This is a genomic window from Anaerolineae bacterium (assembly GCA_013178165.1).
Classification (GTDB): domain Bacteria; phylum Chloroflexota; class Anaerolineae; order Aggregatilineales; family Ch27; genus Ch27.
The window spans coordinates 15,479-35,950 of record JABLXG010000037.1 but is presented as its reverse complement, the minus strand read 5'-3'; the positions used below and the strand labels follow the sequence as shown (position 1 = coordinate 35,950).

Annotated in this window: 15 protein-coding genes; 14 read left to right on the top strand and 1 reads right to left on the bottom strand. The window is 62.9% G+C overall.

Translation table 11 applies throughout. The features are described 5' to 3' along the window. Positions 1-236: 236 nt before the first annotated feature. The 13 genes from HPY64_16460 (at position 237) to larA (ending at position 17,877) form a co-directional block, all read left to right on the top strand. A complete protein-coding gene (locus HPY64_16460; protein NPV68727.1) occupies positions 237-3,272 on the top strand; it encodes a glycoside hydrolase in 3,036 nt (1,011 codons plus the stop codon). An 87-nt stretch (positions 3,273-3,359) separates the two neighbouring features. Next, the gene (locus HPY64_16455) at positions 3,360-4,601 is read left to right on the top strand and encodes a hypothetical protein (GenBank protein NPV68726.1); all 1,242 of its coding nucleotides are present in this window, start codon (positions 3,360-3,362) and stop codon (positions 4,599-4,601) included. Positions 4,602-4,845: 244 nt separating this feature from the next. Then, on the top strand, positions 4,846-6,102 hold the full coding sequence (locus tag HPY64_16450) for an ROK family transcriptional regulator (protein NPV68725.1): 1,257 nt from the start codon (positions 4,846-4,848) through the stop codon (positions 6,100-6,102). Beyond that, positions 6,102-7,445: an L-fucose/L-arabinose isomerase family protein gene (locus tag HPY64_16445; protein NPV68724.1), complete on the top strand. Its 1,344-nt coding sequence runs from the start codon at positions 6,102-6,104 to the stop codon at positions 7,443-7,445. Before HPY64_16450 ends, HPY64_16445 begins: the two co-directional genes overlap by 1 nt. Positions 7,446-7,568: 123 nt before the next feature. Then, positions 7,569-8,843 carry an extracellular solute-binding protein gene (locus HPY64_16440; GenBank protein NPV68723.1) on the top strand — a complete coding sequence of 425 codons (1,275 nt, stop codon included), beginning with the start codon at positions 7,569-7,571 and terminating at the stop codon, positions 8,841-8,843. A 167-nt stretch (positions 8,844-9,010) separates the two neighbouring features. Further along, positions 9,011-10,021, top strand: a complete 1,011-nt coding sequence (locus HPY64_16435) for a sugar ABC transporter permease (protein NPV68722.1) — start codon at positions 9,011-9,013, stop codon at positions 10,019-10,021. 20 nt (positions 10,022-10,041) lie between these two features. Next, the gene (locus HPY64_16430; protein ID NPV68721.1) at positions 10,042-11,118 is read left to right on the top strand and encodes a carbohydrate ABC transporter permease; all 1,077 of its coding nucleotides are present in this window, start codon (positions 10,042-10,044) and stop codon (positions 11,116-11,118) included. A gap of 63 nt (positions 11,119-11,181) precedes the next feature. Next, positions 11,182-12,624, top strand: a complete 1,443-nt coding sequence (locus tag HPY64_16425; protein NPV68720.1) for an aldehyde dehydrogenase family protein — start codon at positions 11,182-11,184, stop codon at positions 12,622-12,624. A 171-nt stretch (positions 12,625-12,795) separates the two neighbouring features. Continuing rightward, complete coding sequence (locus tag HPY64_16420) at positions 12,796-13,464, top strand: transaldolase (GenBank protein ID NPV68719.1); 669 nt, start codon at positions 12,796-12,798, stop codon at positions 13,462-13,464. A 19-nt stretch (positions 13,465-13,483) separates the two neighbouring features. Beyond that, on the top strand, positions 13,484-14,893 hold the full coding sequence (locus HPY64_16415; GenBank protein NPV68718.1) for a hypothetical protein: 1,410 nt from the start codon (positions 13,484-13,486) through the stop codon (positions 14,891-14,893). A gap of 18 nt (positions 14,894-14,911) precedes the next feature. Then, positions 14,912-15,253: a UxaA family hydrolase gene (locus HPY64_16410; GenBank protein ID NPV68717.1), complete on the top strand. Its 342-nt coding sequence runs from the start codon at positions 14,912-14,914 to the stop codon at positions 15,251-15,253. After that, positions 15,250-16,425, top strand: coding sequence for a UxaA family hydrolase (locus HPY64_16405; GenBank protein NPV68716.1), 1,176 nt, complete (start codon positions 15,250-15,252; stop codon positions 16,423-16,425). The genes HPY64_16410 and HPY64_16405 overlap by 4 nt, the downstream gene beginning before the upstream one ends. Positions 16,426-16,593: 168 nt before the next feature. Continuing rightward, positions 16,594-17,877, top strand: coding sequence for a nickel-dependent lactate racemase (gene larA / locus HPY64_16400; protein NPV68715.1), 1,284 nt, complete (start codon positions 16,594-16,596; stop codon positions 17,875-17,877). 14 nt (positions 17,878-17,891) lie between these two features. Here the strand turns inward: larA and HPY64_16395 are convergent, their stop codons facing one another. Beyond that, positions 17,892-19,097 (bottom strand): pyridoxal phosphate-dependent aminotransferase, encoded by a 1,206-nt coding sequence (locus tag HPY64_16395; protein NPV68714.1) that lies wholly within the window; start codon positions 19,095-19,097, stop codon positions 17,892-17,894. 125 nt (positions 19,098-19,222) lie between these two features. On the opposite strand from HPY64_16395, the gene HPY64_16390 reads away from it, so the two are divergent. Continuing rightward, positions 19,223-20,197, top strand: coding sequence for a prolyl oligopeptidase family serine peptidase (locus HPY64_16390; GenBank protein NPV68713.1), 975 nt, complete (start codon positions 19,223-19,225; stop codon positions 20,195-20,197). Positions 20,198-20,472 lie beyond the last annotated feature (275 nt).

The following is a 20,472-nucleotide window of genomic DNA, read 5'->3' as shown; positions in this document are numbered from 1 at the left end:
ACCCTGGGGCTCATCCGGTTGTTGAAGTTCGACTTCATTCCCCAAGCACGCCGCTTCTTCAATGCTCGGCTCGACCTGGCGCTTGACCTGCTTCTGGCTCCTCCCTGACAACTTTGCAACAGCCGTGACGGGGTGGCTGTCTGGCACGGCCCGGCTGTGTTACGATTGGCATAGCTGCAATCCGGCGTGGCGACGCAGCGGGCGTTGCCGGTGAGTATTTGTTGAGGAGGCAGAATATGAGGCACGTTGAGCGCTGGCATCGATTCGCCCTTGCGGTAGTGATCCTGGCCCTGCTGTGCGGTTCGCTGCCGGCGACCGCCAGCCCGGCTCACCAGGCTACTGACGATGTGCTGTACGTCGCCATCATCTGGCACCAGCACCAGCCAGTCTATTTCAAAGACCCGGAGACCGGCGCTTACATCCGGCCCTGGGTGCGCGTTCACGCGACCAAAGACTACCTGGACATGGCGACCATTCTGGAAGACTACCCTGACATCCATGTCACTTTTAACTATACCCCCAGCCTGATCCGCCAGCTTGATGATTTCACTGCCGGGGCTAAAGACCTTTACTGGCTGATGGCTGAAGTCCCGGCTGAGGAGCTTTCGGCGGAGCAAAAGCGTTTCCTGCTGGAGCGCTTCTTCGATACCAACCGGAAGATCATCGCTCGCTTCCCACGCTACCAGGAACTACTGGGTATGCGCGATGAGGCGGGCATCGACGCAGCGCTGGAAAGCTGGTCAGCGCAGGATTTCCGCGACCTGCAGGTGCTTTTCAACCTGGCCTGGACGGATCCTGACTGGCTGGCGGAGGAACCGCTGGCCGGGTTAGTGGCGAAGGGCAGGGACTATGCTGAGGAAGACAAGGTGGTGCTCTTTGCCGAGCACTTGCGGCTGATTGGCGAAGTGTTGCCCTATCACGCCCGGCTGCAGGAGGCCGGACAGATCGAGATCACCATGACGCCTTTTGCCCATCCGATCCTGCCACTATTGGTCGATAGTAATGTGGCGGCGGTGGCCATGCCGGAAGCCGAGTTGCCGGAGCGATTCGTCTTCGGCCAGGACGCAGTCGCCCAGGTACAGCTGGGCGCGGCGATGTACGAGGCGCATTTTGGCCGTCCGCCGCGCGGCATGTGGCCGGCGGAAGGCTCGGTTTCGCCTCAGATCGTGCAGATGGTGGCTAATGCCGGCATCCGCTGGATGGCAACGGATGAGGAAGTGCTGGCCCGCAGCCTGCCGGATGTGGAAGACTTCACCCGTGACAGCGCCGATACCGTGATCCAGGCGGACGCGCTCTACCGCCCGTATGAGGTGCGCGGCGGGCGCGGCGGGCGGGTGGCCGTTTTCTTCCGCGACAAGCTGATCTCCGACAAGATAGGCTTCCAGTATTCGGGCATGGCTGGCGAGGCGGCTGCCGCCGACTTGCTGGCGAGACTGAACAACATCCAGGCGGCGCTGCGCGAATCCGGGGCGGAGGGGCCACACCTGGTGACTATCCTCCTCGATGGGGAGAATGCCTGGGAATACTATGACAATGATGGCAAGGACTTCCTGCATGCGATGTACCACCTGCTTTCCGAAGCGGAGAACATCCGGACGGTGACACCGTCTGAATATCTGGAGATTGCCGGCGAGTTGCGGCAGATCGAGAACCTGTGGCCTGGCTCGTGGGTGACGCCGGACTTCGCTACCTGGATCGGCGAGGAGGAAGAGAATCGCGCCTGGGAGTACCTGCTGCAAACGCGCACCGCGTTGCAGGCCGCCGAGCCGCGCCTGAGCGCGGAGCTTAAGCAGCGGGCGTTTGAGACGATGTACATCGCCGAAGGCTCGGATTGGTTCTGGTGGTATGGTGCCGATCAGGACTCCGGCCAGGACCCCTCCTTTGATGAACAGTTCCGAGATTACCTGCGGCAGGTTTATGAACTGATTGCAGTGGAGCCGCCCAGCTTTGTCTACATCCCCGTGATTCCGCAGGCGGCGCAACTCCCCGACCGGCCGTCGTCTGGTGACCTGGCGGTGACCGTTGACGGTGCTGTAGGGGAAGGGGAATGGGATAACGCGACGTATTACGATCTGGCGGCAGCCGGGGTCGGGCCGACGGGGCTGTATTACGGCTTTGACACCGAGAATCTGTTTCTGAGGCTGGATGGCGTTGAACCGGGCGCGACCTATAGCTTCTATCTGCGCGGGCCGGACGCCCTGCCGGAAAACGCCTACAGCCGTCTGGAGGAAGAAGGCAGACGCCCGGTGCTTGGCTTTGGCGCGCGTCGTTTGCTTGAAGTGACGTTCGCCGATGGCGCACCGCAGGCGATGCTCTACAACGCCGATGGCGCTGGCGGCTGGCGGCAGACGGCTGCCGTGGAGACGGTGGCCCTTGGCGGGGATGTGCTGGAACTGGCGGCTCCGACGGCAGTGATCTCTCCGGCGGCGCAGAGTGGCGATAAGATCGCCATGCGCCTGATCTTCAGCCGGGATGAATCGATGCTCGCCGTCGCGCCGCCGCAGGGACCTGCCCAGATTGTGCTGCCGGATGCGCCCATCCCCAATGTGGTGCTGGATGTGGTCGATCCCACCGGCGACGATCACGGGCCAGGGAGTTATGTCTACCCGCGCGATGCCGTATTCCGCGGCGGGGCGTATGACGCGACGGGCTTCACCGTTGGCTACGATGACCAGCAGGTCATCTTCCGCATCACTTTCCGGGGTCCGGTGCAAAACGACTGGGGCGCACCCAATGGCATGGGTATCCACACCGTAGATATCTATATCGATGTTGACGGGCCGCAGAACGGCGCACGACTGCTCCTGCCAGGGCGCAATGCGGCGTTCCCGCCGGAGTATGCCTGGGATTACGCTATCTGGGCCGAGGGTTGGACGCCGGGCATCTACCGTCCGGGCGCCGAGGGTCCGGTGCAGGTCGACGGGGCGTTGAATATCGTGACCAACGCCGGACAGCGGCGGATCACCATTAGCGTCTCGCGCAGTGTCTTACCCGGCGACCCGGCTGACTGGGCTTATGCGGTGACGGTGGCCAGCCAGGAAGGGTACCCGGCGGCGGGCGTCTGGCGCATTCGCGACGTGCTGCCGAGCGCCGAGCAGTGGCGAATCGGCGGCGCGCCGCAGGACACCAACCACACCCGCTTGCTGGACGTGATCTATCCGGAGGAAGGGGTACAAGAGCAGATGCTCAGCGCCTATCCGCCCTCCCAGGCGAATGTGGGCACACTTGGCCCGGATGACTTCGGCCAGGTGCCGGTGATCGAGGCGGAGTAAACTACCGCTACGTTGCGGGCATAAGGCGGCCGTTTGTGCGAAGTGCCCGGTTATCATCACAGCACAGGCTGGGAGAGGACGATGCCCATGCGGCGCTACGATAGATGGTTCCGGTTGATCCTGCCCGTTATTCTGTTTGCCGGCCTGGCCTCTGCGAGCGCTCAGGAGCTTCCCTCCAATCCTTTGCTGGATATGCTGGCTCTCGTGCCGGTCAGTGCGGTGGCGGCGGAGCATGAACCGATCATCAGCTATGCTGATTACCGGGCAGCGGAAGCGGGGCGCGGCATCCTCAATCCGGGCAGTCGGGAATGCTTTTTGGCTGAGCAAGACAAGGGGTTGTGGATCAATGCCATGATGCGCCTGATCGCTGGCCCGGACCTGAGTTATGCCTGGCAGCAGATTCAGGGTATGCCCGAAGTTGTTGGTTTCGACTTCTTCGCTATCGATCGTGCTCTGGTCTTTGGAGGGATGCCCCGTACCGGAACTATCCTGGCCGGACAGTTTGACACGGCACAGGTTGGCGCGGCGCTGGCAGCGCGACAATTCGAACGGGTCGAATACAGCGGTGTGACAATCTGGCGGCGCTTTGATGATCTGAGCATCAACATCGCTGCTCGTGACCTGGCAGATCCTTTCGGCGGGTACATCGGGCAAGCCGCGCGCATCGCGGCGATCCCCGGCGGTGATGGGCTGGTCTACCTGGCCAACAGCGCAGTTGACGATCTGACCCGGGCAATGGTGGCTGCCGCGCAGGACAACCAGGCTTTGCTGGCCGATCTGGCCGACTACCGCTCGCTGGTGGAAGCGGCTGTGGATCCAACGCGTTATAGCGGGCCGCTGATTCAGGCGTCGATCTACAGTATGGCGACTGTTGGCCTGGTACCTGGGGATGCGGGACAGGTGCTGAGAGGGACGAATGCGCCCGATCCTACAGCAGAATACGGGGTTCTGCCGGTCTACACACTGGCGATGCTGGCCGACCGGCAGGAAGGCGATGAGGAAGTCCATCTGATCGCTCTGGTGTACACCGGTGCAGAAGTTGCCCGGGCCGGCGCGGAAGAACTGGCAAACCGGTTACGGGCGCTGAGCGTTCCGGATGCGCCTGACGACATCTTGGTTGAGCGGTTCGGCTCGACAGTGACGCCGTATGTGTACAAGAGCGAGACAACGGGTCAGAGTGTAGCTGTGGTAGCCGTGCGGCAGACCGGCCCGGCGCTTGGTGAGACCGACGAAGCAGGTATGCTGATCTCCCAGGGACGGTTGTATCGCCTGTGGCATAGCCTGCTGATGCGGCGGCAGTTCTCCCCGCTCTGGCTATTGACGGAATAAGGCGATCGGGCAGGGGAGAAGGTTGGCCAAGTCGTTTCGCAGTGTGCAGTAATTGCCCTCAGCCTGCCGGGTGGTTCTGTGGGGCCGCCCGGCAGGATTCTTGACAGGCGCGGCGTTTTCCGGGTACACTGAATCAGGGTTAATTAATCCCCTTGAAAAACTAATTCATTCCGCCTGCCGGTGCATCCTGGCCTGTGTCGCCGTCTGTGCTGGCGGTGGAGACATCCGGGCAGGGAAGTTCCCCATGATTCTGCGGCGTAACCCGGTGGGCAGTAGCAGCAGCACGATCAAACCGCGCAACATGAGCGCTGTGCTGCTGATGCTTCTGCGCTACGGTCGGATATCGCGGGTTGACCTGGCTGATCTGACCGGTCTTTCCACCACTACCATCACTAACCTGGTCACTGAGCTGATCGAGGCTGGCATTGTCGCGCAGGAGGACCAGGATCAGCCGCTGGGGCGACAGCGTAGCGTCGGGCGACCGCGCCGCCAGCTGCATCTGGTGCCGGATGCGCGTTACGCCCTGGGCATCCATTTTGGTGTGGGTAGCATCCGGGTCGCGCTGACCGATTTACTGGCGCAACCGATCGCGGTGGATGCCCTGGAGCATCCGCTTGACCTGCCGGTCGCCGAGGTACTGGCCCAGACCGGTGCGCTGGCGCAGGGGCTGATCCGGCGTAACCCGCAGCTTGATCGCAGCCATATCCTGGGGCTGGGGGTGGGGGCCTCAGGGCTGGTCGATCCGCTGACCGGGGTCAACATCCTTGCCCCTAACCTGAACTGGCATGATGTGCCGCTGCAGGACTATTTCGCCAGCAAGCTGCATCTGCCGGTCACCGTTGACAATAATGTGCGGGCGATGGCGTTGGGGGAAGCGCTGTTTGGCGTCGGCAAGGATGTTTATTCGCTGGCGTTTGTTTATGCCCGTGTGGGCGTGGGCGCCGGGATCGTGGTCGGCGGGCGGCTCTACTATGGCGGCGGGGCCGGCGCTGGCGAGATCGGCCACATGACCATCCTGCCGGAGGGCGGCCCGCGCTGTCGGTGTGGCAACAGCGGTTGCCTGGAAACGCTGATCTCCGAGCCGGTTATTCTCCGGGAGGCGCAGGCTATTGTCGAGCGAAATCCCGGTGGACTGCTGGCCCGTCACTGGCGGGAGGGCAGCGGCCCGTTGATCGAGCGCGTCTTTGCTGCAGCGCGGGCAGGGGATGGCGCGAGTTGTGACCTGCTCAACCGGCGCGCCCATTACATGGGGATCGCGCTCGCCAACCTGGTGAACATCCTCAATCCGGAGCTGATCGTGCTGGGTGGTATCCTGGCCCAGGGGCAGGACCTGCTCCTGCCGGTGATCCGGGAGACGATGGTTCAACGCGCCTTCGCCCGGCTGGGTGAAAAAGTGGCGCTTGTGCCGCCCAGCTTCAACCATCAGAACGCTGGCGTGATCGGGGCGGCGGCGCTCGCCCTCAACCGGTTCTTTTACCAGCACTACGAAGGAGCGGCCTGATGCCTGCGGGGAGATGGCAGGTCGGCTTTGTGCCGGTTGCCCGCACTACCTTTGACATCCCGCTGGCGGTGGAAGTGGCCACCAGGGCGCGCGCGCGATTGGCCGCGGCAAACCTGGCGCTGATCGGCCCTGAGACGCTGGTGACCACCCAGGAAGAAGCGCTGGCTGCAGCCAGGATGTTCGCCGGGCAGCCGCTGGACGCACTGGTGATCTTTCAGGCCACCTTCGCCGACAGTTCGATGCTCATGGCTGTGGCTGAGCGGATCGATGCGCCACTGCTGCTGTGGGCGGTGCCGGAGGCGCGTACAGGCGGACGGCTGCGGCTCAATTCGCTGTGCGGGATTAACCTGGCTGCGCACGCCCTCAAGCGGGCGGGCCGCCCTTACTGGCATGTCTACGCTTCTCCCGAGGACGCTGCCAGCCTGGAGCTGTTGCAGGTGCTGGCGGCGGCGGGGCGCGCCTACCGCCTGCTGGCCCAGGCGCGGATCGGGCGCGTCGGCTCGCCGCCGGACGGCTTCGAGACGTGCCAGGTTGATTTTGCCGTTCTGGAGCAGCGTCTGGGAGTCAGGGTTGTCACGGTGGCGCTGGAACAGGTATTTAAGCGGGTTCGCGCTGCTGATGGCGGGCAGCTTGACGCGCTGGAGGCATGGGCAGGGGAAAGGCTGGCCGGGCTGCAAGACCTGGATCGCAGGGCGGTGCGCGGGACGCTGGCGACATATGCTGTGCTGCGCCAACTGGCCGGTCAGGAAGGATTCAGCGGTCTGGCGGTGCGCTGCTGGCCGCAGTTCTTCACTGATCTGGGTTGTGCGGCCTGCGGGGCGTTGGGCATGCTCAACGACGATCATCTCCCGGCGGCCTGCGAGGCAGATATCAACGGGGCTATCACCCAGCTCATCCTGCAATGGCTGAGCGATTCCCCGGCCTTTGACGCCGATCTGGTGGCGGTTGATCAGGAGGCTGACGCTGTGGTGCTATGGCACTGTGGCAAAGCCCCCCTTTCGATGTGCGATCCGGCTTATCAACCGCGGGGTGTCGTCCATTCCAACCGCAAGTTGCCGCTGCTGCTGGAATTCCCGCTCAAGCCGGGGCGCGTGACCGTGGCCCGATTGAGCCAGGCGACCGGCGATCTGCGGCTGGTGATCGGCGGTGGCGAGATACTGCCTGCGCCGCCGAGTTTTTCCGGCACGTCGGGCCTGTTGCGTTTTGACCGTCCGGCAATGGATGTCCTGGATACGGTTTTACGTGAAGGGCTGGAGCATCATCTGGCGCTGACGTATGGCGAGCACCGGGCGGCGCTGACCGCGCTAGCCGGGCTGCTTGGCCTCCCGATTCTGTCGCTCTGAGCGTTCCAGCTGGAAAGGAGGAATGGCTGTTACCCGACCGTATGGCGTATGCCGGCGAGGCTCGTTGGGCCTAATGGCCCTGGTACAAACCGTTTGCCTGACAAAAGAGGAGATAAGCTGATGATGAAACGAACCCTTCTTGCATTGTTGCTGGTTGCCGCGTTAGTCGTGGCAGCGCTGCCCGCGCTGGCTCAGGGCGACCAGGTTGAGCTACGCATCACCTGGTACAATGACGGCAAAGAGGGCGAGGTCCTGCGCGACCTGCTCGATCGGTTTGAGGCGGAAAATCCAGGGATCAGGGTGGTCATCGATGAGGTAGCTTATGCTGACCTGCACACCCTGCTGCAGGCGCAGGTTGAAACCGGCGAAGCCCCGGATATGGCCCGCATCACCTTCCCCAACCGCTTCCTGGGCCAGTACCTTGATCTCTCCGCTTATGTCGCCGATCCACAGTACTGGCTGGACAACATTCCGGAGGCTGTGCTCGGCTCGATGCGTCAGGGGGCGGAGGATACCGGCATCTACGGTTACCCGACCCAGTTCACCGTGACCGGGCCGTTCATCAATGTCACCCTGTTCGAGCAGGCCGGCGTCGAAATCCCACCTGATGACTCGACCTGGGAGGAATGGGTGGCGGCGGCGACGGCAGTGGCCGAAGAGCTGAGCGACGCCGAGTTCACCATCTACCCGGTGGCGATTGACCGCACCGGGCACCGCTTCTGGGGGCCATCCCTGAGCCGTTGTGCGACCTACATCAACGAGGATGGCACCTTTACGGTCGATTCGCCGGGCTTCCGCTCTACGGCGGAGATGATCATCGGCTGGCATAACGATGGGCTGATGCCGCCGGATGTGTGGGGCGGCAGCGCGGGCAACTACGTCCCGGCTGCGCCGTATTTCATCAACGGGCAACTGGTACTGTATATGTCCGGCAGCTGGCAGGTGGGCAACTTTGCCACCAATATTGGCGACGCCTTCGATTGGAAGGTGATCCCCAATCCGCGCGGCGACTGCGGGGCGACTGGCGTGCCCGGCGGCGCGCTGATGGTGGCCTTTGCGGGCACCGAGCATCCGGAAGAAGTGGGGAAGGTCATGGACTACCTGTTCAGCGAAGAGGTGATCGCGGAGTTCTATGCCCGTACGCTCTTCCTGCCGGGGCATCTGGGTCTGATCGAGAAGGGCATTGAGTATCCCAGCAACAACGAAGCCCTCAACGCCTTTGCTGCGATGATCCCGAACCTGATGGAAGAAGCGTATGCGCTGCAGTACCACCCCAAGGGGCCGGATCTGAACGCCGCCATTCGCGACCGTCTGAGCCAGGTGATCGCTGGCGAATTCACACTGGATGAGGCGATCGAGCGCATCCAGGCGGATATGGACGCGCTGTTTGCCCAGTAGCGCCGGGCAGCCTGACCCGGTAAAGTTGGGGCGCGCTGCCACCGGATAGGCCGCAGCGCGCCCCGCCCCGGAGATTGTTCCTGTAAGATAAGCGCAGGGCAGGGCGGGTGGTCTTCATGCGCACGACACGAGTCACCAAGCGCAGAGGCGGGAAACGAAAGCTCGTGATGGCCTGGATCGGTCGGCTGCTGCTCAAGCCGTTTGTGGCGCTGGCGACCCTGGCGGATGTCGTCCTGGGGCCGCTGCAAAAGCTGCTAGGCATGCAGCGGATGGGTTATTTCTTTGTCTTGCCTAATCTACTGGTCTTTGGCATTTTCATCCTGTTGCCGATGCTTTTGAATTTTTACTACGGCTTCACGGCGGGCGATTCCATCTTACCGGAGAACCGCCAGTTTGTGGGGTTGGCCAACCTGGAATCCCTGTTCGCCTGCCAGCCAACCTTCCTTGATCCGCGCAGCGAGAGCTTCATGAACCCCAGTGTCTGTCAGCAGGATCGCTTCTGGCGGGCGGCAGGCAACACGCTCACCTTTGTGATCTTTCAGGTGGGCGTCATGGTACTCTTCGCGCTGGTGACGGCGCTGGCGCTCAACCGTGAAGTCCGCGGGCGGGGGTTCTTCCGCAGTATCTTCTTTTACCCGGTGCTGCTCTCTCCGGTGGTGGTGGCCCTGATCTGGAAGTGGATTTTGCAGCCGGAAGGGGTCTTCAATGGCATCCTGGTCGGGATGGGCCTGGAGCGCCTGCCCTTCCTGGTGGAAGCGAACTGGGCGCGGCTGTGGGTGATTGTGGTCAGCGTGTGGGCGCAGATGGGCTTCCACACCCTGATTCTGCTGGCTGGCCTGCAATCTATCCCCCATGAGCTATATGAGGCGGCCTCGATGGATGGCGCAGGCGCCTGGCGTTCATTCCGCCAGATCACCCTGCCGCTGCTGATGCCGACGATGGTGGTGGTGCTGGTGCTGTCCCTGATCCGGGCGGTGCAGGTCTTTGACCAGGTGTTTGTCCTGACCACGGGCGGGCCGGGGACGGCGACGCTGTATATGGTCCAATACATCTTCCAGACAGCCTTTGACCGGCAGCAGTTCGGGCTGGCCGCGGCGACATCGCTGGTGCTGGCGGCAGTGCTCTTTGTCCTGACACTGGGCCAGCTCCGTCTGGGCCGGACAAGCGAGATCGCCTAGCGAGACAGGAAGGAGAGACCATGGCTGACGAAAAGCGCGGCGTAGTCGCCTTTCTGACCCGCAGACACGGTGGCCGCCGGATCGACCTGGCCGATGTGCTGACCTATCTCTACCTGCTGGCGGGCGTAGTGGTGATGTTCGGCCCGGTGGTCTGGCTGGTGATGTCGTCTTTCAAGGCGCAGTCTAACCTGTTTGACTTTCCGCCCAGTTTCCTGCCGCAGAAGCAGGACACGGTGGTCGTCGAAGGCTATGAGCAGCCGCTGCCGCTGTATGACATCACGTTTGCCGATGGCACCACCCGGCAGCTGGCCCAGGTGCGGCGGGTGGGACTGCAGGTGACGATGGTCGACCCCGCGCAGCCTGAGACTGAACCGCTGGAGTTGAACATCCGCGAACTGGCGGGGCGGCGGGAAGTCAAGCGGGTGTTCTTTGACCTGTCCAATTACAGTGGGGGCGTGCAGAGTTTCCCGTTCTTCACGTACCTGCGCAACAGCGTGGTGATCACGGTGGTGGCGACACTGGTCACGCTGCTGATCAACAGTATGGCGGCCTATGGCCTGAGCAAGTTCCATTACAGGGGCCGCGATACGATCTTCCTGATCATGATCAGCACGCTAATGGTGCCAATCTCCGTGATTCTGATCCCGGCCTTTCTGGTGATTACCAAGGTTGGTTGGAATAACAGCTTGTGGGGAGTGATTATTCCCGGTGCGGCCACGCCGACGGGCGTCTTCCTGCTACGTCAGTACATGCTAACTATCCCTGACGAACTGCTGGAGTCGGCGCGGATCGACGGGGCAACCGAGTGGCGCATTTACTGGCAGATCATCCTGCCACTGACTTCTCCGGCGCTGGCGGTGCTGACGATCTTCTCGGTGATGTGGCGCTGGAACGACTTCCTGTGGCCGCTGATCGTGCTCAACCGTTCGGAGTTGTTCACGTTGCAGGTTGGCCTGAACGCTTTTCAGGGTGCTTTGAACGTGCAATGGCATTACATCCTGGCGATGACGGTGCTCACACTGCTGCCGATCACGGTCGTGTTCGCGCTGCTGCAGCGCTACATCACGACCGGCATCGCCACCACGGGCATGAAGTAGGTGATGATGCCAGTCTTACCGGGGCTGGCTTCAATGGATCGGGCATACACGCAAGGAGTCATCATGGATAAGGGACCGCACAAGTTCCTGATCGGGGGCGAATGGCGCACCAGCGATGTAGCGGTGGATGTTCGTTTCCCCTATAACAATGAAGTTGTCGCCCAGGTGTACCAGGCGAGCGACGCCGACCTGGAAGATGCGATTCAGGCGGCAGTGCGCGGTTTTGAAGTGACGCGCAAACTGCCAGCGTACCGCCGGTCGCGCATTCTGCTCAAGCTGCTCGACCAGATGGAGAAGCGGTATGATGAGCTGGTGGCAGCTCTGCAGTTGGAGGGCGGTAAGACGCTCAATGTTGCCCGCGGAGAAGTCAGCCGGGCGCTGGAAACCATCCGCGTCTCAGCGGAGGAAGCCAAGCGTATCGCCGGCGAAATTGTCCCGATTGACTGGACGGAAGCCGGCGAGGGGCGGATCGGGCTGGTTCGGCACCTGCCACTGGGGCCAGTGCTGGGCATTGCGCCCTTCAATTACCCGCTCAACCTGAGCTGCCATAAGCTTGGCCCGGCCATTGCCGCCGGGAACTCGTTCATTCTCAAGCCTGCCAGCAACACGCCGCTATCGGGCCTGCTGCTGGCGGAGATGGTGCTGGAAGCCGGTTACCCGCCGGAGGCGCTGAGCGTGGTGATCTGCCCCGGTTCGCGGGCAGAGAGACTCGTCCGCGACGAGCGCATCAAGTTCTTCACGTTCACCGGCAGCTCAGAGGTCGGCTGGTATCTTAAGAGTGTGGCCGGGCGCAAGCGCGTCGGGCTGGAGCTGGGGGGGAACGCGGCGGCGATCGTCCATGAGGACGCCAACATCGATTACGCTGTGCGGCGGATCGCTGTCGGCGGTTTCACCAACGCCGGGCAGAACTGCATCTCCGTGCAGCGTGTGCTGATCCATCGCCCGATCTACAACCAGACGCTGGAGCTGCTGCTGGAGCGGATCAGCCAGCTCAAGTTCGGTGATCCGCGCGACCCGACCGTGGAGGTCGGCCCGATGATCGATGCACGGGCGGCGCAGGAAGCTTACGCCAAGGTGCAGGAGGCGGTCGCCGCGGGCGCCCGGATTGCCCTGGGTGGGCGCTGTGAGGGGGCGATGTTCGAGCCGACTGTGCTGGTGGATACCACGCCGGATATGCGGGTCAACCGCGAGGAGTTGTTCGCGCCGGTGATCACGGTGACGCCGTACGAGGATTTCGAAGAGGCTATCCGCCTGGCCAATGACACGGACTACGGTCTGCAATCGGGCCTGTTCACCAACAACATGAACCGCATCATGCGCGCTTTTGAGGAGATCCAGGTTGGCGGGTTGCAGGTGAACGACGTCTCGACCTTTCGCATTGACCAGATGCCCTATGGCGGCGTCAAGGGGTCGGGTGTTGGCAGGGAAGGGCCGCGTTACGCCATCGAAGAGATGACCGAGATGAAGCTGATGGTGCTGAATCTGCCGGGCGGCCTCGAGGATTAGCGGGCAAGGGGTGCAGCGGGTTCAAGTGCCCGCCGCACCCCTTCCTTTCGTGTGGCGGAACAATTTATGTCAGATATTAAATTATTTCTAAATTAATTTATTCTCAATGATTATCGAGCATTTACCTGACTGCATGCAGATTCGTGGAAGGCGCCGCAGAGGAGGGTGACGATGAAGTTCTTTCTGGATAGCGCCCATGTCCATGAGATCGAATACGCGCTGGAGATGTGGGCCATCGACGGCGTGACCACCAACCCGCGCCATATACAGGCCACTGGTCGCCCGTTTCTGGAGGTCATTCGCGAGATTGGTCGGCTGGTGGTGGGCACCGACAAGACGATCTCCACCGAGATCAACCCGCACCATACCCGCTGGGAAGATATGGTGGCGGAGGCGGAGCAACTCGCCGCACTATGCCCCAACTTTGTGATCAAAGTTCCGTCTACCGAAGCCGGGTTCAAAGCCTGCCAGGTCCTGCGTGGGGAGGGCATCCGCGTCAATGTGACAGTGTGTTTTTCGGCGGTGCAGGCGTTGCAGGCTATGCGCATGGGCGCGACATACGTCTCACCCTTCATTGGTTGGAAAGAAGCCAGCGGCGAGGAAACCGTGTCGCTCATTCAGGAGATTGTGACAATCCGCGACAACTATTCCTTCGCCACCGAGGTGCTGGTGGCAGCGGTGCGCAACGCGCGGCAGATCGTGGAGGCGGCGGTTGCCGGGGCGGATATTGTCACCGCCGGGTTTGCTGTGTACCAGGAGGGATTTGACCATCCTTACACGCATTCTGGCCTGGCCCGATTCCAGAGCTTCTGGGATCAGACTCCGTACGGTGAATGGTAGCCCTGAAGGGAGGATGACTATGGTCAAGCCGCCAAAAATCGTCGTCATTGGCGCGGGCAGCGCCATTTTTGGTCTGGGAGCTATGGCGACCATCATCCGCTCGGAGCGTATGCGCGGCGCGGAGTTGGCCCTGGTGGACATCAACGAGCCAGCACTGGAAACCATGACTCGCCTGGCGGAGATTCTCAATGCGGCATGGGGCGCGGGCATGACCATCCGTGGCACGACCAACCGCCGCGAGGTACTACGTGACGCCGATTTCGTGATCGTCTCCGTGCAGGTCGGCGACCGGGAGACAGTCTGGGAGATGGACTGGCAGATTCCATTGCGCTATGGCGTGCGCCAGCCGTACGCGGAGAACGGCGGCCCCGGCTCGATCGCCCATACGGCGCGCAACATGCCGCTGATGCTGGACATTGCCTACGACATGGAGGAGCTTTGCCCCAACGCCTGGTACCTGAACCTGACCAATCCGCTGATCCGCCTGACATGGGGGGTGGCCCGGTATACGTCAATCAAGGTGCTGGGGCTGTGCCACCAGTTGCTGTGGGGGTACGCCATGGCCGGGGCGGTGCTGGCTGATCGCTGGGGCATCCCCGTGCCGCCGGGCTTCCATGTTCACACCAATGCGGACAACATGCCCAATTTTATCCCTGTGGCGCGGGCGGCGCTGGAACATCTGGACATCAAGGCGGCGGGGATCAACCACTTCTCGTGGGCTTACGAGATTCGCGACCGGCACACCGGTGAAGACCTCTACCCCCTCCTGCGTGACCAATGGTTCAACCACTACCGGCGAGACTTTGAACCGCTGACCCGTGAAACCTTTGAGATCTTCGGCCTGCTGCCCACACCGGGCGATGCACACCTGTGCGAGTTCCTGCCGTGGGTGACCGATCCCACGACCAAACCCTGGGAGAAGTATCACCTGACCCCCCAGGACTGGGAAGGCAACCGGCGGCGGCGGGCACGGCGGCGGGCGCTGGCAGAATCGATCGTGCGCGGCGAAGTGGCGGTGGAAGAGCTGCGCGACCTGTGGAAGCATGACATTCTGGAGGAGCCGGTTGTCGATATCATGGCTGCCATCCACTACAACGACAACCTCTACCTGCAGCAACTGAACATCCCCAACAATGGCGGGCTGATCCCCAACCTGCCACCAGATGGCATTGTCGAAGTGCCCGGCGTGATCTCCGCGCTGGGGGTACAGGGGCTGGGTATGCCGCCGCTGCCGGAAGGCATCGCTGAGCTGTGCCGCCGCGAGCTGGAACTTAGCTCGCTGGTGGTGGAGGCGGCAGTGCACGGCGACCGCCAGCTCCTGCTGCAGGCGCTGTTGCTGGACCACATGATCACCGACATTGACACGGCCCGCGCCATCATGCGCGATTTTTTGACCGAGTTCGCGGATTACCTGCCGCAGTTCAGTTAGCGTGCAGCGAACGTCCTGCTGGAGGAAGGAGAAGTTAGGGTGAAGCGGGTCTTTGTGATCGAGCAAGAAGATAACGTTGGCACCGCGGTCCTGGAGCCTATCGAAGCTGGCGAGACCGTTCAGGCGTATGGCCGGCTGGCCGGAATCAGCGTGATAGCCAACCAGCCGATTCCCTATGGGCATAAAATCGCCCTGCGGGATATTCCCAGGGGCGCGGCAGTGATCAAGTACGGCCTCAGCATCGGGACAGCGACAGCGGACATCAAGGCCGGTGACCACGTGCATGTTCACAACGTAGAGAGCAATCGCGGGCGCGGCGACCTGGCTGCGCGGCAGGCATCACAGGGGGCAGAATCATGACTGAATTCTGGGGTTACTTGCGCGCTGATGGTTCGGTCGGGGCGCGCAACCATTTGCTGATTCTCTCCGGCACGGTGTACGCCAATGACATCTGTGAACGGGTGGCCGACCACATCGCCGGGGCGGTGGCGATCACCCATCCGCTGGGCCGCTGCCAGGTGCGACCTGACCTGCGGATGACGCGCCGCTTCCTGGCCAATACCGGCATGAATCCGAACGTGGGTGCGGTGGTCGTCATCGACCACTTCCGCGAGGAAGGCATGACGGCGGAAGACCTGGCCCACGATATCCAGACGGCGACCGGCAAGCCAGTGGCGACGGTTAACATCCGCGCCGCGGGCGGGCTGATTGCGGCTACCCAGCAGGCGCTGTATTACGCGGCGGACTTTGCCCGCATGCTGAGCGACCTGCGGCGGGAGCCGGTCCCGCTGTCCAAGTTGTTGTTCGGCGTGGAATGTGGCACATCCGATACCACGTCCGGTCTGGCCAGCAACCCGGCGACCGGCATCTGCTCTGACCTGATCATCGCCGAGGGTGGGCGCACGATCATGGCCGAATGCACGGAGTGGATGGGCTGCGAGGAGTGGCTGACCAGCCGGGCCGTCAGCCCAGAGATCGCTGCTCAGATTGTGGCCGGGGTGAAGGATATGGAGCAGCGCGCCCTGGCCAGCGGCGAAGACATCCGAGGGTCCCAGCCTACGGGTGACAACATCGTGGGCGGGCTGACCACGATCGAGGAGAAATCGATGGGGGCCTGCAAGAAGTCCGGCAGCGCGCCGATCGTCGGCTACCTGGAGATCGCCGAGCGCCCGGCGAGCGCCACGCCCGGCCTGTACGTAATGTATGGCCCCGGTCACGGGGCAGAGTCAATCAGCAGCATGGCGGCGGCTGGTTGCCAGGTACTGGTCTTCAACGCGGGCGGCGGACATACCTCCAGCCACCCGATCATGCCCACGATCAAGATCACGGGCAACGCCACCTCGTACGCGCTGATGAAGGACACCGTCGAACTGGATGTCAGCGGCGTGCTGCGCGATGAGATCACGTTGGAAGAAGCCGGGCGCATGGTCTTTGACGAGGTCGTGGCCGTTGCCAGTGGTCGCCTGACCAAGTCGGAGGCGCTCAAGGCGCACAACAGCTTCGCCATTCACCGCGTGGGGGTGAGCATCTAGGCGGCCTGCGGAGGTGAGTTGTGGCGCGGGCCACAGGTGACCTTCGCCAGTACGCCCCTCACGGCGGGTGGAATATGATGCAGGCATAGGCCGCGAGTAAAGACTTGCCGCCGGGCCTGCATCATTTGTTTTGCCTCGGGCTGACGACGGGGAAATCAGGGAGGGACGATGACGCGCGAGTTCAGTATCCCGTATGGCAGGACGACGCTCCACTTCACCATCCCGGAAGCGTATGCACAGGTGGACGTGATCACGGCGGCTGACGTGCCGGGGGCAGCCGATCCACTGGCAATGGTGATCCGGGCGCTTGACGAGCCGGTAGGCGGTGTCAGCCTGCAGAGCTTCGCCGGTGCGCGTTCCGCGGCGATTGCTGTGAACGACAAGACGCGTCCTGTGCCCCATGAATACCTTTTGCCGCCGCTGCTGGAGCGCCTGGAAGCGCTGGGCCTGCCGCCGGAAGCGATCACGCTGGTCATCGCCAATGGCACGCATACGCCCATGCCGCCGGAGGAATATGAACGTGTCGTCCCCCCGGCGATCTTGGCCCGCTACCCGGTGATCTCCCACGACTGCGATGACCGGGAAGCAATGGTCTACCTTGGAAAAACGTCGCGCGGGACGCCGGTCTGGGTTAACCGCCGTTACCGGGAAGCCGACCTGCGGCTGGTAGTGGGCAACATCGAACCGCACATGTTCATGGGCTTCTCCGGCGGAGTCAAGAGCGCGGCGGTGGGCGTCAGCGCACGGGAAACCATCGCCCATAACCACAAGATGCTGACCCTGCCCGGTGCACGGATGAACTGCTACGAGGAAAATCCGCTGCGCATGGATGTGGAAGAGATCGGGCAGATGATCGGTGTACACTTCGCCCTCAACGCTATCCTCAACGGGCGCAAGACCATCGTCAAAGCGATCGCCGGGGACCCGCTGGCGGTGATGCAGGCGGGCATTCCGCTGGTGCGCGAAATCGCTGTCACGCCTGTCGCCGCCCCGTATGATCTGGTCATCGCCAGTTCTGGCGGCGCACCCAAAGACATCAACTTCTACCAGGCACAGAAGGCGCTAGTCCCGGCGGCGATGGTGGCCCGCGATGGCGGTACAGTGATCCTGGTGGCGGCCTGCCCGGAGGGAGCAGGCAGCGCCGTTTTTGAGCGATTCATGAGCGACGGACAGGTCTCTTCCATGCAGGAAGTCCTGGAGCGTTTCGCCCGCGAGGAGTTTCAGATCGGCAAGCACAAGGCCTATCTGGTTGCGCGGGATGCGGTGCGTGTCAACGTGCGGCTGGTCTCGGATATGCCGCCGGAGGCCGTCCGCGCCCTGCTGCTAACGCCGGCGGAGAGTCTGCAGGCCGCTGTTGACGCGGCGCTGGCGGAGCTGCCGGCTTCCGCGCGGATCGCGATCATGCCCGCTGCCAACGCGGTTGTCCCCATGCTGAGGAGTGGGGCGCAGTAGATTCGCGCTGGTTGCTACGGGCAGGGCTGGCCGCCGGGTAGCGCCAGTAGCGCCTCGGCCAGCCGCGCCAACCCCGCGCTGACCTGCGCCGGGTCGCCGCCGAAGCCCAACCGGATGTGGGCTGGCGCGCCAAAGTATCGCCCCGGCACGACCGCGACTCCGCAGTGTTCTCGCAGGTGTTCCACCAGCGCGTCGCTCTCCGCTAACCCGCACAGGCGAGGGAACCACACGCAGCCATACGGCGGCACCGCCCCCTCCAGACGGCCAGCGGCGATCATCTCCGCGGCAAAACGGAGGACAGCCGGGCGATTCATGGCGACAGCTTCCTGGCCGTGCTGGCGGTAGCGCGGCAGGTTGTCAAAGACGACTGACGCCGCCGCCTGGTCCAGCGACGAGAGGCTGGTTTCAAACGTGACGTGCACTTCCTGCAGGCGAGCCATGATCGGCGGCGCGGCGATCATCCAGCCGACGCGCAGCCGCCCCAGCCCGTAGGCTTTGGACAGGCTGCTGATACTGACGATGTTGTCCGCCAGCAGGGCCGCCGTCCGGCTGTAACCGGGGCCATCCGGCGCGAGATCATGAAAGACCTCGTCGGTGACGATGGTCGCGCCGGTGCGGTCGGCGATGGCCGCGATCTGTTGCAGCATCGCATCGTCCAGCCGCGTACCGCCGGGGTTGTGAAGGTTGGTCAGCACAATCAGGCGCGTTTCGGGCCGGATCAGCGTTTCCAGCATGGCCAGGTCAGGCTGACCACTGGCGGCGTCGCGGGTGAAGTGGGAGATGTGCGCCCCCCGGCGGAGCAACACCGTCCGGAAGGGCTGATAAACTGGCGATTCGAGCAGCGCATGTTCCCCCGGTTCCACCAGCGCCAGCGCCGCCAGCACGAAGGCCATGGATGCGCCACTGGTGATCAGGATGCGCGCCGGATCGTGAATGCCGTAATGACGCTGGATACCGCTGATGAGATCAGGATGACCCCAGGAAGATGTCCGATTGGCGCGTTCCTGTAAAACGGCCCAGCCAATGGCCTGCAGATCGGTCATCAGCAGGTCGAGCGGCTCCCGGACGGCGCTGCTGAACAGGTTATAGCACCCGCTGCGCGCGGCCAGACGGGTTCCCATCTGCCGCGCCCAGGCGAGATAATCAGCGCTGATCAGTTCAGGATCGATACTGGGCAAAGGAACATCCACGGTGCCGGTTGCCCGGTCAGTAAGGGTCACGGAAGTCTTCCTTTTCAGGCAGGGCGGTTCTCCAAACGCGCGTGATTATACCCCGCGCCGGGGGCGGCTGTGTTATGATTGGGCCGGCTTTTTGCGCCGGAATTCCACCTCTCAGGAAGGGAATCATGCCTCTGTTTGATTTGCCTCTGGAGCAGTTGCGCACGTATCGGCCAGAGCGCCGGGAACCGGCCGATTTTGATGCCTTCTGGGCGCAGTCGCTGGCGGAAGCGCGGGCGCATCCGCTGGCGGCGCAGTTCGAGCCGGCGGACTTCAAGCTCAAGACGATCGATTGCTACGATGTCACCTTCGCTGGTTATGATGGCCAGTCGGTGCGCGGTTGGTTCATGGTGCCGCATGGGGCGACCGGGCCGCTGCCTTGCGTGGTGCAGTATATCGGTTATGGCGGCGGGCGCAGCTATCCCCTGGACTGGCTGGTCTGGTCCTGCGCCGGGTACGCTCACCTGGTCATGGATACCCGCGGGCAGGGCAGTACCTGGCGTCATGGTGACACGCCCGACCTGCCTACCGCCGGGGCCAACCCTTTCCATCCTGGCTTCATGACGCAGGGCATTCTCGACCCGGTGACGTACTACTACCGGCGCGTTTTTGTGGACGCCGTGCGGGCGGTTGAAACGGCGCTCAGCCACCCGCTGGTGGATGCCAGGCGGATCGCCGTAGCAGGCGGCAGCCAGGGCGGAGGAATCGCGCTGGCGGTCAGCGGCCTGATCCCGGATGTGGTGGCTGTTGCCATGCCCGATGTGCCGTTCCTGTGCCACTACCGGCGCGCTACCGAACTGGTGGACACCGATCCGTACGCAGAGATCACACGCTACTGCAAGATTCACCGCGACAAGGTGGACACGGTCTTCAATACCCTGTCTTACTTTGACGGTGTGAATTTCGCCGTTCGCGCCCGCGCCAGGGCGCTCTTCTCTGTCGGTCTAATGGACGACATCTGCCCGCCCAGCACCGTCTTTGCCGCCTACAACTACTACGCCGGCGAAAAGGACATCCGCATCTGGTCATACAATAACCACGAGGGCGGGGGTGCTCATCACCAGCTGGAACAACTGCGCTTCCTGGCCGATCTGTGGGGGTGATGGCGGCGCGTGTCAGCGCTGTCGGTCGCCGTTCCGGGCTGGCATTTTGGTGGTGGGAAAGGCATAATCGCAGTATCAGCCTTACCTAGGCAGCCGGGGAGTCGACCGGCTTTTTGCTGTCGTATGCTCCTGATGAGGTGTCAATTACCGATCCTGTCAGGCTTCCGGATGTGGCGCTGCCGCGGGGCAGGCCGGGTTCTACCTGTGGTTCTGGTGGGCGGTTACGCCCCTGTTGATCTTCATTCGCTCAGGCGCCGGCAGGCGATCCCCGGCGG